14 protein-coding genes are annotated in these 15,703 nt (G+C 58.9%); 3 read left to right on the top strand and 11 right to left on the bottom strand.

Annotated features, from left to right (window positions below):
• The 3 genes from LPW29_RS13360 to LPW29_RS13350 all read right to left on the bottom strand — a co-directional run.
• Positions 1-372 (bottom strand): glycosyltransferase (locus LPW29_RS13360; RefSeq protein WP_274520337.1); only part of this gene is annotated, 372 nt, incomplete at its 3' end.
• A 63-nt stretch (positions 373-435) separates the two neighbouring features.
• A complete protein-coding gene (locus LPW29_RS13355; RefSeq protein ID WP_238628428.1) occupies positions 436-1,527 on the bottom strand; it encodes a glycosyltransferase family 2 protein in 1,092 nt (363 codons plus the stop codon).
• Positions 1,493-3,295, bottom strand: coding sequence for an ABC transporter ATP-binding protein (locus LPW29_RS13350; protein ID WP_238628427.1), 1,803 nt, complete (start codon positions 3,293-3,295; stop codon positions 1,493-1,495). Before LPW29_RS13350 ends, LPW29_RS13355 begins: the two co-directional genes overlap by 35 nt.
• A gap of 245 nt (positions 3,296-3,540) precedes the next feature.
• On the opposite strand from LPW29_RS13350, the gene LPW29_RS13345 reads away from it, so the two are divergent.
• Positions 3,541-4,536: a glycosyltransferase family 2 protein gene (locus LPW29_RS13345; protein WP_238628426.1), complete on the top strand. Its 996-nt coding sequence runs from the start codon at positions 3,541-3,543 to the stop codon at positions 4,534-4,536.
• Positions 4,537-4,571: 35 nt separating this feature from the next.
• The gene (locus tag LPW29_RS13340; RefSeq protein ID WP_238628425.1) at positions 4,572-6,119 is read left to right on the top strand and encodes an asparagine synthase-related protein; all 1,548 of its coding nucleotides are present in this window, start codon (positions 4,572-4,574) and stop codon (positions 6,117-6,119) included.
• On the opposite strand, the gene LPW29_RS13335 is transcribed toward LPW29_RS13340, so the two are convergent.
• The 8 genes from LPW29_RS13335 to LPW29_RS13300 all read right to left on the bottom strand — a co-directional run bounded on the left by LPW29_RS13335 (position 6,114) and on the right by LPW29_RS13300 (position 13,668).
• Positions 6,114-7,913, bottom strand: a complete 1,800-nt coding sequence (locus tag LPW29_RS13335; protein WP_238628424.1) for a hypothetical protein — start codon at positions 7,911-7,913, stop codon at positions 6,114-6,116. The two genes, LPW29_RS13340 and LPW29_RS13335, sit on opposite strands and share 6 nt — an antisense overlap.
• Positions 7,914-7,953: 40 nt before the next feature.
• The gene (locus tag LPW29_RS13330) at positions 7,954-9,360 is read right to left on the bottom strand and encodes a putative O-glycosylation ligase, exosortase A system-associated (protein WP_238628423.1); all 1,407 of its coding nucleotides are present in this window, start codon (positions 9,358-9,360) and stop codon (positions 7,954-7,956) included.
• A 135-nt stretch (positions 9,361-9,495) separates the two neighbouring features.
• Entirely contained in the window at positions 9,496-10,134 is a 639-nt protein-coding gene (locus tag LPW29_RS13325; RefSeq protein ID WP_238628422.1) for a tetratricopeptide repeat protein, read from the bottom strand.
• A 24-nt stretch (positions 10,135-10,158) separates the two neighbouring features.
• Entirely contained in the window at positions 10,159-10,863 is a 705-nt protein-coding gene (locus LPW29_RS13320) for a hypothetical protein (RefSeq protein WP_238628421.1), read from the bottom strand.
• A gap of 5 nt (positions 10,864-10,868) precedes the next feature.
• Complete coding sequence (locus LPW29_RS13315) at positions 10,869-11,762, bottom strand: hydrolase 1, exosortase A system-associated (RefSeq protein WP_238628420.1); 894 nt, start codon at positions 11,760-11,762, stop codon at positions 10,869-10,871.
• Positions 11,759-12,574 carry a hydrolase 2, exosortase A system-associated gene (locus LPW29_RS13310; RefSeq protein ID WP_238628430.1) on the bottom strand — a complete coding sequence of 272 codons (816 nt, stop codon included), beginning with the start codon at positions 12,572-12,574 and terminating at the stop codon, positions 11,759-11,761. Before LPW29_RS13310 ends, LPW29_RS13315 begins: the two co-directional genes overlap by 4 nt.
• Before the next feature lie 27 nt (positions 12,575-12,601).
• Positions 12,602-12,856 carry an acyl carrier protein gene (locus tag LPW29_RS13305; RefSeq protein WP_238628419.1) on the bottom strand — a complete coding sequence of 85 codons (255 nt, stop codon included), beginning with the start codon at positions 12,854-12,856 and terminating at the stop codon, positions 12,602-12,604.
• 74 nt (positions 12,857-12,930) lie between these two features.
• Positions 12,931-13,668: a class I SAM-dependent methyltransferase gene (locus LPW29_RS13300; RefSeq protein WP_238628418.1), complete on the bottom strand. Its 738-nt coding sequence runs from the start codon at positions 13,666-13,668 to the stop codon at positions 12,931-12,933.
• Between the two features lie 117 nt (positions 13,669-13,785).
• Here LPW29_RS13300 and LPW29_RS13295 point away from each other — a divergent pair, with 117 nt between their 5' ends.
• A complete protein-coding gene (locus tag LPW29_RS13295) occupies positions 13,786-15,609 on the top strand; it encodes an asparagine synthetase B family protein (RefSeq protein WP_238628417.1) in 1,824 nt (607 codons plus the stop codon).
• Positions 15,610-15,703 lie beyond the last annotated feature (94 nt).

Raw genomic sequence — 15,703 nt, 5'->3', positions numbered from 1 at the left:
TTTTGGCCACTCTGGGATAATCGCTCCAGCGAAAACATCATACTCTGGCTTACACTCCGCAGTTCTCAACAAAGTGGTAAGCCACCCCGCATCAGGCAGCACATCGTCATCTGTAAATATTACGAGATCACCTTCAACATGGGGCAGCGCCATGTTAAGGGACGCGTTTTTGCCCGATTTGGGTTGAAATAACAAGACAAGGGGCAAACGATGCTGGTAGTTTCTTAGCACTTCCGATGTACCGTCCGTGCTGGCGTTATCGATTGCGATAATCTTCCACCCCCCTTGAGGGAACTCCAAGGCACAGAACGCTTCCAGCATTCTAGGAAGCGTACGCTCGCCATTGTGAGTCGAAAAGATCACGGTAACCATAGTTATACCGGAGAACAATAAAACGGAAAGAAGGAATGAACGGGCGCCCCAATCAAACGCATATCAATATCCAATACGCCTATAAGCATGATTTAAACGCCTCGACAGCGCTGACTTTAATTGAGAGGCAAGCATTATCGTACTATGGCACCAGCCGGACCACTGCTCGGCCAGCGAAGTTGGGCAGGCCTGCTTTGGCCGACCCAAATAGCTCACCAAGACACCGACCCCTGCAGGATGCCGGGCGGATAGAACAGCCATGACCTCTGATAAGCGATGACCATGCTCATATAGGGCGGATGGATCTTCTAGATAGTAACAAGGATACGACAACTGGGTTCGATAAAGGATATCGATACCTTTCATGACCTGCGGACCATGGTGGCTATAGAGTTCTACGGCAAGCCCATAAGCCCGGAGCATATCCGTCAGCGCTCGGGCTTTATCATCAGTCATGGAAGCACTATTTTGTCGTGCCACATAATGATATAGAATCGCCGGAAGCGTCGTGACCTTGCGTACGCTCATAAAGCAACCAATATTCACCAAGGTATCTTCATTGATGTCCTGTCGCCAACGAAAGCTGCTCAACCCATGCTCCATGATGAGTTCACGGCGATAAAGCTTATTCCAAAGGGAGCCGGTACCAAATTCGTGGCGGCAGAAGCGATCGTACACGTGATCAGTCACGCATTGTTCCTCCCTGAAACGGAACTTCATCCCCAATCGCTCCCCTGAAGGCGCCACCCGATCCACACTGCAGATCACAATGTCAGAGTCATTGGTCTTCGCCGCGCTTAGCATACGTTGAAACATCTCTGGCTCCACATGATCATCCGCATCCATGAAGCCGATCCATTGTCCGGTAGCGGCCTCAAGGCCTGAGCGGCGCGCCTCGTGCACTCCAGCGTTCACGGCCTTGAAGATCGTCTTGATACGCGCATCGCCGCCTGCCAACGACTGCATCACCGAGGCGGTGGAATCGGATGAGGCATCGTCCACCAGAATGATTTCAAGATCTGAAAGATGCTGCCGGAGCAGCGAAGAAACAGAGTTCTTGAGCGTGTCAGCCGCATTGTAGACAGGGACGATGACACTGGCTTGAGGACATCCCATGGTCTTACACCGCCCCCCCTGCGAGGCGTTTGAACTCATGCCCCAACTCGTTCAGGGTCTCCCAACTTCCCCGTTCTACGAGAGCGCCCTTGTGCAACACCAGGATCTCGTCACAGGGTTTCACGGTGGTCAGCCGATGAGCCACCAGGATGATGGTCTTCTGCCCCGCCAAGTTGTGAATGGCCTCCATCACAACCTTTTCAGTGGCGTTATCCAAGGCGCTGGTGGCCTCATCAAAGAAAATGACATCCGGGTTGCGGTAGAGTGCACGAGCAATACCGATGCGTTGTCTTTGGCCACCCGAGAGGCGCACGCCCCGCTCCCCGATCACGGTTTCATAACCTTGAGGCAGGTCGTTTAGGACGAATTCGTGAAGATTGGCCAATTTGGCGGCGCGGTAAACTGCGGCTTCATCGATCTTCTCAGGAGGCACACCCAGGGCAATATTTGCGGCTACCGTCTGGTCCGCCAGAAAGATGTGCTGCGGTACATATCCCAATGCGGCCTGCCAGCGGCGCACATCCGAACCCGTCAAGGACGTCTCGTCGATCAGGATTTTTCCTTGGTCCGGCTGCAGGAGCCCCAGAAGCAGGTCCACCAAGGTACTCTTGCCCGCCCCGGAGGATCCGACAATACCCACGGTCGTGCGCGCCGGGATTTCCAGGGAGACACCGCGCAATGAGGCCTCATCGGTACCTGGGTAGGTGAATGAGACGTCATCCAGAATGATCGCGTTGCGAGGCACCAGTCGATCCGACACGGCAATGGCGCCCCCAAAGGGCTGTGACCCTTCGCGGTCTCCCAGATCATGAAGCACGTCATCCACCGCAGCCATATTGAACCTCAGGGCTGCCAGGGTAGCGAAGATCTTCTGAAACGCCGGGATGAGCTGCCGACCCGCCAAACCATACAGACCGATGAGAGGCAACGCGTTCGTCAGGCCCCCATCGCCCGACATCAGTACCAAGACGAGCAGCAGCACACCACCAAATGCCACTCCTTCGATTGCATACATCGGCAATTGATTCAACAAGGCCGCATTGGCCTGGTACTTGGCAAAGCGCCGTGAGGGATTGCGGTAACGCTCCAGGTAGGCCCCTTCGCGCCCCAGCAGGCGAATCTCCTTGGCACCAGCAAAGGCCTCAGCCGCAGCAGTGAACCGCTCGCGGTTGGCGACAACGCGGGCGCTGCCCACCTTGCTCAGCCAGGCGCGGGCAGTCAGATAGATTGCGCCGTAGATGGAGCCAAGTGCTGTGGCAACGATAATGGCCAGCCACGGTTTGACGGCCACAAGAAGGGCAATGATCGTGATTGCCAGCAGCAGGTGGCTGAGAAGCCGCATCGCGGGCATGAGCGCACCGTTTGTCACCTGGGCCGTTTCGTGCAGGACGGTCTTAGCCAGATCCCCGGAGTTACGGCTGAGATAGAAGCTGAAGGGCCTGCGCAGGTAGTCCCCCATCAGCCGCCGCGAGAGCTCGTACTGCTGCATATGTGTAAAGCGATTGATGGCCCAGAAGGTGAGGGCCTGGAGGGCGGTGCCTGAGACGAACACCACGAAGGCAATGATCCCCAGAAAGTGCAGGAAGGCGCGCTCGGATTGAAACCCCAGGCCCTCGTACACAGCAAGGAGCCAGGCATTCTCATGGATCACTTCGGGGTTCGATAGCACGGAGAGGAAAGGCATGATGGAGGCCACGCCCCCCGTCTGCACAAAGGCCGTCACGATCATGAGCCCTATCAACAGAAGCACCCGGGTGCGATCCCGCGGGTGGAGAAGGGCGTTCAACTTCTTGATCGTATTGAGCATATCCTGCCTTGAACTGCGGCCGTCTGGAGGGATGCGCGCATCCTTGCGGCCAATGGGGGGGCATCCCGGAGAAGGACGGCCCCTTAGCTTTAATAATCTTACCTGATCCCTGAACCACCGCCCACCCGGACGAGACAGCCCACGGCACTTTGGGCTAGCATGGCGGGCCTGGAACCGTGACCTGCGGGAACTCTAGGGATAATGCCACGGGCACGCTCCCGGATGACATGAACGAGGAAGGGAAAATGCACCAGGATCCGCCACGGATCGCCATTGTAATCCCGTTTTTCCAGCGAAAGGCCGGCCTGCTGACACAATGCGTGCGGTCCATTCTGGAACAACCGGGAGAAGTGGGATACCAGATCATCGTAGTGGACGATGGGTCGCCGATATCGGTAGATGGTGAGTTAGCGCCACTGCTAGATGAGGCGGGGGAGCGGCTGACCATCGTCCGGCAACCCAACAGCGGCCCCGGCGCGGCGCGCAACGCCGGGCTTGACCATGTACCGGAGGATACGCCCTTCGTGACCTTCCTGGACTCGGATGACCAGTGGACCGGCCCCTTTCTGACTGACGCGGTGCATGCGATGGAACAGGGCTATGACCTGTTCATGGGTAACAGCGCCAGGGCCGGGCAGGAGAAGACACGGTTCGAATGGGAGGCGGACAAAGGCATGGATCTCAAACCAAAGGATCACCCGATTATTGATGCGGAGCGTGGAATCCACGCGTTTCAAGGGGACTTCTTTGACCTGCTAGTCAGGCGCACAAGCTTGGTTAGTACCACCGTCTTCGCTTATCAGTTCGCCCGGTTTTCGCATGTACGCTTCGACCCCACGATATTCAATGGTCAGGATCGGCTGTTCAAGCTGACATTAGGACAACACTTGGAGAAGGTGGCTTTCTCCCCAAGGGTGTACGCTCATGAAGGCGAGGGGGTGAACATCTTCGACAAATCACAGTGGGGAAGCGAGGGATCGGTACGACTGGTTTCCAGCTACATCCGCTTGGCCAAAGCCATTCTTCGGCAGATCAACCTGACTTCCTCACAGGAGGAGTATGTACGGGGGCAATTATCCGACGCCCGGCATGCCTTCCTGGCAAGCCTGCTGCATCTCGTGCACCGTCGCATGCCGGTGGATTGGCCCCTGGTGCTGGCCACACTCCGGGAGGACCCGGCCACTCTCCTCTTGCTGCCCGCCAATCTGCTGAGGATTTTTCGCAACAAGACGGTGGCTTGAACCCTGAATTGATAAGCCCGAACCGGAGTTCCCGCATGCAGGTATCTGATCCCTCGACGCTATCGAGCCAGGAACGCCCCTACTTTTCGGCCCTATGGCGAGGCGGGCGGATCACGACGGACGGGGTCGAAAACTGCCAGCTGGGTCACCGGCTCGACCTGGGGGGGCGGCACGGCCCCGATGGAATCTTCGTGGAATGGTCGTGGGATGGGGACGCACTCACGGTGCGTAATGACCGCTATGGCATCTATCCCCTCTTCTATGCCTGCCATGCCGGAGAGATCCGCATCTCGCCCTCCATCCTGCATGTTTTGAGGGGCGATTTCCCTAAGACACTGAATGTGGCCGCCCTGGCTGTGTTTCTGCGCCTAGGTTTCTTCCTTCAGGAAGACACCCCGTTTGAGCATGTTCATCTTTTGCCTCCCGGCAGCACGCTGACCTGGCGACAAGGGAAATTGACCCTGCGACGCGGCTCAATGGATGTGCCCGTTCCAGAAACCCCTGTCACATCTTTCGATGAGGCCGTCGAGCAGTATGGACAACTCTTCCGGCAAGCCATCTCCCGGCGACCGCCACCGGCCAGTGGCTTCACCCTGCCCATCAGTGGCGGAAGGGATTCGCGCCACATCCTGTTTGAGCTGCTGGAACAGGGGCACAAACCCGACCTCACGGTCACTGTGCAATCGCGACCACCTTCATCGAACGAGGACCTACGCATCGCTCGCATCCTGGCGAGGGAACTGGAACTGGTGCACGAGGAGATCGCCATGCCCCGATCCTATTTCCAGGCCAACCTGAAGGACATTGAAGTAACCCATTTCTGTGGTAGCGGCCACACGTGGCTTTTGCCCGTCGCAGCCTACCTCAAAGCCAATGGTACCAAAACAGTCTATGACGGGCTTGCAGGGGATGTTCTCTCTGGAGGCCTGCAGGCAAATGAGAATAGGTTATCACTAATAAAGTCGGGTCAGACGAGGAATGTTGCCATCTCACTCACCCAAGAAAGCGGGCTGACCCAGTTCCTTCAATCCAGCCTGAAAGATACACCTCGGCGGATCTTGGACGAGACACTGGCTGTGGAAAGAATTGACAACGAACTAAAGACCCACCTCGGAGCCGCCAATCCATGGATGTCTTTTATCTTTTGGAACAGAACGCGAAGGGGAATTGGTTTGATACCGTTCTCTATTTTGAGCCCGGTAGAAACGGTGTATTGCCCCTACCTGGACCATGAGCTATTCGATTTTTTTTGGAACCTGGATCCCACATACTCCATGGGCAATGCCCTGCATGATGAAACGATCCGGCGCAGTTATCCCCAGCATGCCCACCTTCCCTTTGAAGACAAGCACGCACCGCGCGCCACAGGGGCCGCAGAGAGCGCGTTCTACCGACGAGGGGTGGCGGAGTTTCTGGCTCACTACATGAGCCACCCCCGTCGGTTACGATCCCGCCTGGTCAAATCGGAGCGCATCGTGGCGATGCTGGCTCGGGATCTTATGCGGATGCAATGCCCAAGCACTTGGTACTTACAGCCCAGCCTCTATCTGATGGAGCTGGAAGAGCAACTGGACCGACTATAGGGACCAGGCAAGCCTCCCTTTCAGCATCAATGGATGAGACGCCCCTCCTTGAAGCAGCAGGGGTTCCAGACACCGACCTATGGCACCCGGCAGCGAGGCATCCATGGGATGCTCTATCCAACAAGATGCGGCGTCAGCGTCTCTCTCCTCCAGCCCCTCGCCCCTGATCACGACATGAGCCTGGGCTGGCAAAGTGTCCGATAACAGGGCATGCGCTCCCGGATTCAGCCAGCGGATATTTCCCGTCTCGCCAGGAATCAGCGCCATTTCCCAGTCCAGTTGAGGGCGATGCTTGTGAAACCGGATGTGTAGCCTCGCCTCAAGCCCCGTGAGTAAGCTTCGCTTCAGTACGGCCGAGCGCCCAAGGCGACCATCCAGGATGCGCCAATCCAGCGCTGCCCGAACCCTGCCCAGCAACCCTTCCACCGGATCCCGGATCAATTGACGCGGTATCCCGGTCAAGCGGATTTCGACGATCTCATCCGACTCGACGCACGCCTCCTCGACCCAGTCGGTCAATCCGTACAACATTTGATCAGAGGCCTGGAAGACTGGGGTCCACCCCGCCCGTGCTGGACACGCGAGTAAATCTGCTACGGCCAGGCGAACCGGCGGGGGGCATAAGAGCCGCCCTTGCCATGTGAGATGAAATGGCAGGCCACCGGAATAACGCAATTCAACGGCACCGTTTGCAAAGGCCTGAGGAATCTGCCCCTCAGTGTTGATCAACATGAAGGCTGATGTGGGGTTACCGCAACGACAGATACCCGCGCAGGGATCGTGCTTCAAAGGGTTACCGGGTGCCTCATCGCGCCAGAAGGCACGTTCCCGCGTCCACTCCATGGAAGGTGCGGCATGGAGCCCCCAACTCAGCACGGCCGCCGTCCAGGCGTTGTACACACTCAGATACATATAGCCATCCCAGCCCGCACGCTCATCACCTGACGGATTCAGCCCGATGAGCCCATCCTGGCGCTGCTGGGAACACCACCGCCGAAGAATACCCTGAAGCATCTGCTGTGCCGGGTTTTGAGGACGATCACCTTGAGAAAACCCCAGCATCACGAGGCTTGCCACCAGGCAGGCATCTCCGAAAAGGGCATGATTGCTGCGACCCAAGCCCCCAACATGACCGTGCCCATCCCAGCACATGAGGGCCCAGCGCATCATGCGTTCCACTCGGTCCATCCAGGCAGGGGACCCAGTGACGGCCGCCGCCACGGTAGCGATAAACAAAGCCTTGTGATGATAGGCAATCGGAGTGGCGCCCCTCTGGTTTTTTGACTCTCGGTAGGGGAAGTCTACAAACCCACCTTCGGGGGTCAGCCAGGCATCCAGGGACTGGATCAGTGACGCTTCGATCTTGGCAGCTTTCACACTCTGATTGCTCTCCAGCAACTCACACAATCCTGCCAGGAGGGTCCAGTTGTTGGAAGGATACCTGCGAACCAGACGACAGCGGCTCTGCTCTCGTGTAACCAGTTCAAGGGCTTCGGAAGACGGGTCTCGGATTTCAAGGGCACGTCTGAACAGTAGGAGCAGGAACCGATTGAAAGGGGCGTGGCCCAGCTCTCTGCCTGGCTTGGCCTCTCGTGCGTTCAGGAGTTTCTGCCAACCAGGGTCCACACCTTCCCGCAAGTAAAGGGCCAGGGCGCCAGCCACCTGCCCATAGTGGTCAGGTGGTGTCGCATCCCCAGTACCGGGATCCTGAAGAATGCCCATGGCATCGGTATATACGCTGATGCCACGGGTCAGGCCGGCGAGACAATCATGGAGCACGGGAGCTGGATCCATTGAGTCTCCGGGATCTGGCATCACGCCATGCACATGCCCATCATCTCTCGCCACGGACAGCATCTTGCGAGTTATCTGCGACAAAGCCGGGGTATCTCGGTACCGCCCCCCTGGGTTCGGTCGGCACCAAGTCCATCTTGCCCCCCCCCACACGCGCCATGCCTTCGTCCAACTCTCTGCGCATGATGACGGTCAACGCCAGGAAGGCGTATATCAGCTCAAAGTACGCCATGTCGAGAAACGCCGCGGACACCATGAAACCAATCAGTCCTATCTTCATCGCCCAGGCATACTCGGCCAGCCACAACTGGCCGGTTCGTTGCTTCGCTGTCATCTGGATGCGGCGAAGCGTAAGGAGCATAAAGACCAACATCAATAAGTAAATCCCCAAACCAACGAACCCATGCTCGCCCAAAACCTGAAAATAGGTGCTATGGGGGGACAGAATGTGCCTCCATTCGCCCTCAAACTCGGCAAACTGAATCCACCAGTCATATCCCATGCCTCTATTACCAAACCCCATTCCGACGAGGGGGCTTTCTTGAGCCATGTTCCAATTCACGCCCCAGGCCTGGATGCGCTGCATTGCCGACTGATCCTCTTCATATGTCTGAATGGTCTGCCAGCGGGCCATGAGCTTGTCTGGCACGGTAACCCCCACGCCGACAACGAGTAGAACGGCCATAGCCACAAGCACCAATTTATGCCGCATACGTAGAAAGATGAACGGTGCCACGGCAAGAATACCCAGCAGAGCGCCACGGGAATAGGTGGCAAGGATCGCAACCGCCGTCAACCAGAACACCCCGTAGAAGCCCCACCCGGCAGGTACCGAGAACTTTTGAATCCACCCCCTCCCCCAATCGACCCACTGCTCCCGTAACATTCGCGCCGTCACCAGAATCATAGGCAGGATCATCACCATAGCCATACCGATATAGGTATTACCCGCCAGAAAGGACCTGGGCGGACCCAGGACCATATGTTGCCCACCTGTAAGGATCGAAAATAGTCCCCCTTTCAGTCCGTAAAACGCGAGCGAAGAGGTAATTACAATCAGAAGTACCAGCACCCGTTTCTCACCGTACACCAACATCGGCGCCACGAAGGTGATCGCCAGGATCTTCATGAAGTTGGTCCATTGGCTCCATGCGCCCGATGGGTTTATGGCAAGATATGACGTTAAGGTCACATACGCAGCCAGCACCACAAGTAGCGCAATCTCACGCGTAAAAGGCAGTGGCCGCCGATCTTTTGTCAGCACGAGGGCAATCAGTGTCGCGCCGCCGATAACCATGGCCAGCGGGAACGTCTGCATGAACCCCCAAGTCAACCCATGGGGAGACATCATGCCCACCCAGTACCAACCCACCACTCCAATCCAGGGTTTCATGAGAGTGATGGGGACCAACCCCATGATGATCGCAAAAAGCAGGAGATCACGCATGCAGATGCACGCCTTGTATTGCAACGATCATTGGCATGCACTCACTCCCGTTTTGTAGAAATCCGGCACACCTTTGCCATGATGGGCCAGACCATGGTCCGAGACTGTGTCTGCTGACAGTTGGCCAAGCACCCACTAATCTTGCGCCTCCGTCGCGGATAATGGATACCCTGCTCGCTCCAGCATATTTCTCAATCCGGGCAATGGGTGCCCCATAGCATAGGCCGCCTGAGCGTGGAGGCGTGCCTCCTCATGGTCACCCAGCTTGACCAGAATAACGCCCAGGTTATAAAGCACTTCAGGGTTGTCCGGATTCAGGTTGACCGACTGCTCCAAGTATTCCCTGGCCTGCCCCATCTTACCCTGCCTGTAATGGTGCAGACCCTGAATAAAAGGCACCATCGCATCGTTGGAATTCACGGTACGCGCCCAATAGAATCGACATTCTATATTCCATTGGGCATGCGTTGGCTTTGAAGTCCCTTCGCGGATCGCCAGCCGACTGAAGGCATCCAGCGCAGCATGATGATTGGGAAAATGGTTCAGCACATAATCCAAATCATTGGCGATATAGCCTGACGCACCTCGCCGCAGCATCCTGACATCATTGGTAAAGTGATATCGCTCCACGACGTCGAGGGCTTTTTTATTGGTAATATAATCCTTACCGTGACCTGGAATGGCGCCACACCAGGACTCGGCCAAAACGGCTGATGGCAAGAGCGCAAGACAACCGGCCACAAAGACACAGCAAAAAAGATTCCACATACGCATCACAAGCCACCCCTCAACCTCAGATCAAGGCGCAATAGTTATCCAGGGGCCAGACGAGCCCTTGCGGCTCATACTGAGCCTTGGTCGCCCGCGCCCAACACTCAACTCCAGGGAACCGATACCAATGAACACCCTCGACCCAACCACTTTACTTTTCATTTGCTGATGCGACCGCAAGGATCCGGGATTAAAGGCGGATATCCGGCTACAGGTGTATTTAAATCCCTGTTCCGATAATCGCCGACTTGCCTCCTGCCAGAGCCTTGGAAAGGTCATGGACAACCGATGCTTGGGGAAGACAAACACATCGAAGTCCCAGACAGAAACCCCTGCAGGTGAAGGTTCAAAGGTACATCGCACCTCATCCTCTTTATAAGGGCCCTCAGTCCACCAGAGAAAACCGGCCAGCTCGTCATTCTTCAATGCGACCAGACAGCGTGCGCCTTGTTCAAACCGGCTCCGTACACATTCGGATGGACGCCCCATCGAGCCAAACACTGGATCGCCTTCGTAAACCTCACGAATCTCCAGGTTACCCCTTGGCCGGGTCTGCACACCCGCCGGCGCTTTCAGTGGTTGCACCAGAAAATGGTATTTTATGACGCGCATCCGCCCACCACTCAGACGCCAGAACCCTTCCGACAACAGGAACCAGGCTGCGTCGCGACCGCTCAACTGGCGCATGGTGGAAAAGAGATACGTATCCCTGACCTTTTTAAAGACCTGCATCCTCATCACCAATCAGCATCGCGAGAAGAGTCGACTTGCTTCACCCAGGCCAGTGTAGCCCTGGACACATCATCCCGCCATTCACGCCTCGAGAAGGTATGGTTGGCCTGATCCATCTCATGCAGCGTAACGCGCGACTCACTGAGCAGACCGGACCAGGCCCGTGACCCCGCTGCCACATCGCGAAATTCCGCCGCCGTCAGATCATCCCCGCTGAGAATCAGCAGGATGCGCCCCTCAAAGCGCTGCCAGCCACTCGCCATGCGCTCTGGCAACTCACCTTGAAGCGCTGCGGCTCGCGATGACCGAGCATCGCTGTTTCGCGAGCTTTGGGGCGGGCGCGCCACGGTACGACGCACCAGGTCGGCAAGCGAGCGCAGGGAAGTAAGCGGATTGAATCGCCCACTGAACACACCGGACCAGAAATCCCGGCTGAACATCCGTTTCACGTAATAGTGCTTGAGATAGGCCTTGGCCAGGCCTTGTTCGGTGCGCACCCAGGGGTTGAGGAGCACAAGCCCGGCCACCCGGGGATCACGCCAGGCATACATGAGGGCCGCCGAGGCGGCATCGCACAGGCCCCAGATGACCACACGCTCCAGATGGGGCATCCGGGATTGAAAGGCATCGATGGCTGACTCGATGTCTTCGTCGATGTGTTCGAAGTCTCGCTGATCACCGCCGGCGTCGCCCATGCCCCGGTAATCAAAACGCATCACCGGGATACCCTGGGCGGAAAGATGCCGGGCCAGCAGTAGAAATTGCCGATGGCTCCCGACCCGGTACTGGGGGCCACCCACGATGATCAAGACCCCGGTACGGGCTTGCTGCGCACCCGGGTGGATAATACCCACCAGGGGCACCTCGTCCACGTGAAAGAGGAAGGCATCGGGGGTCATGGGGTGATGACGTCCTGGACGCGCCGGGTGGTGGCCTCGATCAGTTCCGGCACTTCGCGGACCTCCTGCGTGGTCCAGAAAGGCTCGCCCATCAGCGCCTCAGCATGCACGGTCATACCGGACGCCGTCCAGGCCTGGACCTGACGCTGGGCAGCCGGTGAAAGCGGAGCATCGGCGGTACCCGATACCTCGAACCAGGCCACCTCGCCCGATGGGGTAGGCTGCAGTGTCGCCGCCGAGAGTCCAGCCACCCACTCCGGGTGCAGGCCATAGCCCGCCACTTCCAGTGTCTCGCCGTTTTGCAGGCGTTCGCGCAGGGCCTTGGTGGTCTCCCCCTGGGTGCCTGACATCATCCCCGAGGCCACGCGCAGGCGCAGGATCTGGTTCAGATGGACGTCTCCCTGGGTGACCGGTTGCCAGAGGATCGTCAGGGCAGGCGTGCATGGATGGGAGAAAAGCAGATCACTGATGAGCAGGCACCCTGCTCTCAGGCCCCATAGAATGAGAGGTTGACGCGCGTCGTGGGGCAGATTCTGCAAGCAGGCATGCAGGTCTTCCAGCCACAACGCCCATCGGGCATCCTCGAATTCCCCGTCACTATCACCACAACCGTACAGGTCCGGCTGGACCACCACCCAGCCCTGGGCGGCCAGTTGCCGCGCCTGCAGGGCCGCCATGCGTCGGGATTTGTTGTGTTCTTCCATGAGGGGATGAACGTACAGCACGGTGCCGCGCTCGGATACGCCTTCAGGTGGACGATGCACCACCTGGAAGAGTGCGCCTTGCCTGCCCTGGATGAAACCGACTTCCATGCGCGTGTTGGACGAATCCTGGTTCAATCACGCCCCCGCCAGTTTGCCATCCACGAATTCCGTCAAAGAGCCCAATGTTTCGAAGGTCTCGGCGCTGATCTCATCATCGTCCACCATGATGCCAAACTGCTCCTCCAGGGTGGTGATCACGGTCACCACGGCCATGGAGTCCAGCTCGGGGATGTTCCCCAGCAACTGCGTGGAGGCGTCGAAGGAGGCTGCCCGCCCATTCAGGCCCAGGACGGTGTCCAGGACGCCTTTGATCTGTTCCATGCTCGACATTGTGTTCCTCATGTCTTGGCCCGGCCAGCTGCCTTGGTCTTCCCCAGGCGGCTGGCCCGATGGTTATCTTTGGATTACGGATGGTTGCACCTTGTGGCAGAAACCACAAAGGCGTGACTGAGTAGCCCCCCAACCCAGGGAATCCACTCCAGCACTGCATGCACTGCCCTCGACTCCACCCAGGGCTGAAACCGGCTCAATCGCCCCGGGAGGATGGGAACCCAGTACACCTTGATGTCTTCGGCGCCAGACTTTTTCAGCAGCGCCGACAGCGATCGGGGGTCATCGTAACGCAGATTCAGCGGGCGGCGGCCTATCCGGGCCCGAACGCGCTTGATCAACGTGGTGAGACACCCCCGGTTCAGGGCATCGATCCAGATCTGCCCACCTGGCCGGGTGGCGTCCACCAGCTCGCCCACGGCCCTCTCAGGGCTGGACAGGGCCTGCAGGACCCCAAAACACATCACGCCATCCACTGCTCCCGGGCGCACCGGCAGTCGGTTGGCATCGGCCACCAGCCACTGGATGGCCTCATCGCTGCGGGCCTGGGCCTTTTGCACCGAGGGCAACGAGTAATCCGCTCCCACGGGCGTCGCGCCCTGCTCTGCCAGGTAGCGGGTGTAGCTGCCGGCGCCGCAGCCCACGTCCAGCCAGTGGGCACCGGCGACATCGCCCGGCCACACCCGCTGAAAGTGTCGCAAGCGGGTTTCCAGGCCGGTGTCGGTCCAGCCGGCGATGCCAGCATCGTCATCGAACAGGCGACCCCTTTCGGTGAAACGCCTGCGCCAGACTTCTTCGAATTGGGATCTCATGGCAAGCCATTTGACCGGGCCGGATGCCCCTGGGGGCGGGGATGTTTTATGATGGCCCGCTGAGTGGGTTGGTAAGCCCCGAAGTATATAACCCGATCACCACAGGCGAACAGCCATATGTCAGGACTCTGCGGATGGTTCACCACGGATGGCAGCCGGTTTGCGCAAACCGGCGCATCCTGCGCCGAGGCGCTGCCCGCTGCAAGTGGCGCCGCCACCAGCAAGCTGGAAACACCGGGCGGGGCCTGCCTGGCCCGGGATGGCTGGGTGGCGGGACAGCCAGGCGGCGTGATCGGGGCCATTGTGGGGCACCCCCAGTGGCATGATGCTGAACTCGCCGCGCTGGCCCGTGACCACAGCCCGGCGGCCGCCCTGCTGGAGGCCTACCGGCGGCATGGACTGGGCGCCCTCGAGCACCTGGGCGGGGACTTTTCCGCCTGCGTGCTGGACCCGGACAACCGCCGCCTGTTGGTGGGTATTGATCGCATCGGCCAGTTCCCCCTGTTCTTCGCCCGCATTCCGGGCGGTGTGGCCTTCGGCACCTCGGCCGCCAGCGTACTAGCCCACCCGGGGATGGAGCGCCGCGTCACCCCCGACGGCCTCTTTCATTACCTCTTCTTTCATATGCTGCCAGCCCCGGTCAGCCTGTATGACGGACTGGAAAAGCTCCAGGGCGGTCAGTGCCTGATCCTGGAAGGCGGTGGCCCCGCCCGGGTGAAACCCTACTGGCAGCCCGTGTTCCAGGAATCGGCCGGGGCCGATGGCGCCGCCCTGGGCCAGGAGCTTCACCAGCGCCTGGAGGCCTCGGTGCAACGCCTGAGCGATGAGCCCCATACCGGGGCCTTTCTCAGCGGCGGGCTGGACAGTTCCACGGTGAGTGGTTACCTGGCCCGGCAGCGCCCTGGCGAGGCCGACACCTTCAGCATCGGCTTCGATGCCCCGGGCTACGATGAGATGGACTATGCCCGCACGGCCTCGCGCCATTTCAACACCCGGACCCACGAATACTATGTGACCCCCGAGGACGTGGTAGAGGCAGTGCCGCTGATCGCGGCGGCCTACGATGAGCCCTTTGGCAACTCCTCGGCCCTGCCCGCCTATTTCTGTGCCCGCATGGCCGCCGATGCCGGTATCAAGCGCCTGCTGGGGGGGGATGGCGGCGATGAACTCTTTGCCGGCAATGCCCGTTATGTGAAGCAGGATGTCTTTGAACTCTGGGGCCGCCTGCCTGGGCCGCTGCGCCGTTCCCTGTTGGAGCCCCTGTTCACGAGGCCACCCCGTGGTGTACCCCTGCTGGGCAAGGCTCGCAGCTATGTGGAGCAGGCCCGCATCCCCCTGCCCGATCGACTGCAGACCTACAACCATCTGTATCGCCTGAATCTGGCCGACATGTTTGAGCCGGACTTTCTGGGGCAGGTGAATGAGGAGGCCCCCTGGTCGCTCATGCGGGAGATCTACCAACGCCCCGCCGAGGCCTCGACACTGAACCGCATGATGTATCTGGACTGGCAGCAGACCCTGGCGGACAACGACCTGCGCAAGGTGAGTCGCATGTGCCAGCTGGCGGGTGTGGATGTGGTGTATCCAATGCTGGATGATGACCTGGTGGCATTCTCCTGCCGGGTGCCTTCCCACTTGAAGGCCTCAAAGGGGCGTTTGCGGCACTTTTACAAGGAGGCCATGACGGGTTTCCTGTCCGATGAGATCATCCACAAGAAGAAACACGGGTTTGGTCTACCGTTTGGGGTGTGGATGCAGGACCATCCCCCGCTCAGGGAGATGGCCTACGATGGCCTGCTGCGCTTCAAGGAGCGGGGGATCATGAAGCCCGCCTTCATTGATGAGCTCATCCATCTGCACCAGCAGCACGCGGCCTATTACGGGGAGATGGTGTGGATTTTGATGATGCTGGATCTGTGGATGGAAACTCATGTGGATTAACGTGAAAGAACCAAGATTCAGCTACAAACACTCCCTTCTCCCCCACGGGGAGAAGGGGCGGGGATGAGGGGGGGGATAGGCACTGTGCCGGTCC

The sequence above is a fragment of the Ectothiorhodospira sp. 9100 genome, from assembly GCF_022227565.1.
In the GTDB taxonomy this organism is placed as follows: Bacteria; Pseudomonadota; Gammaproteobacteria; order Ectothiorhodospirales; family Ectothiorhodospiraceae; genus Ectothiorhodospira; species Ectothiorhodospira marina.
The sequence above is the reverse complement of the archived record's forward strand: the minus strand, read 5'-3'. Positions and strand labels throughout refer to the sequence as shown.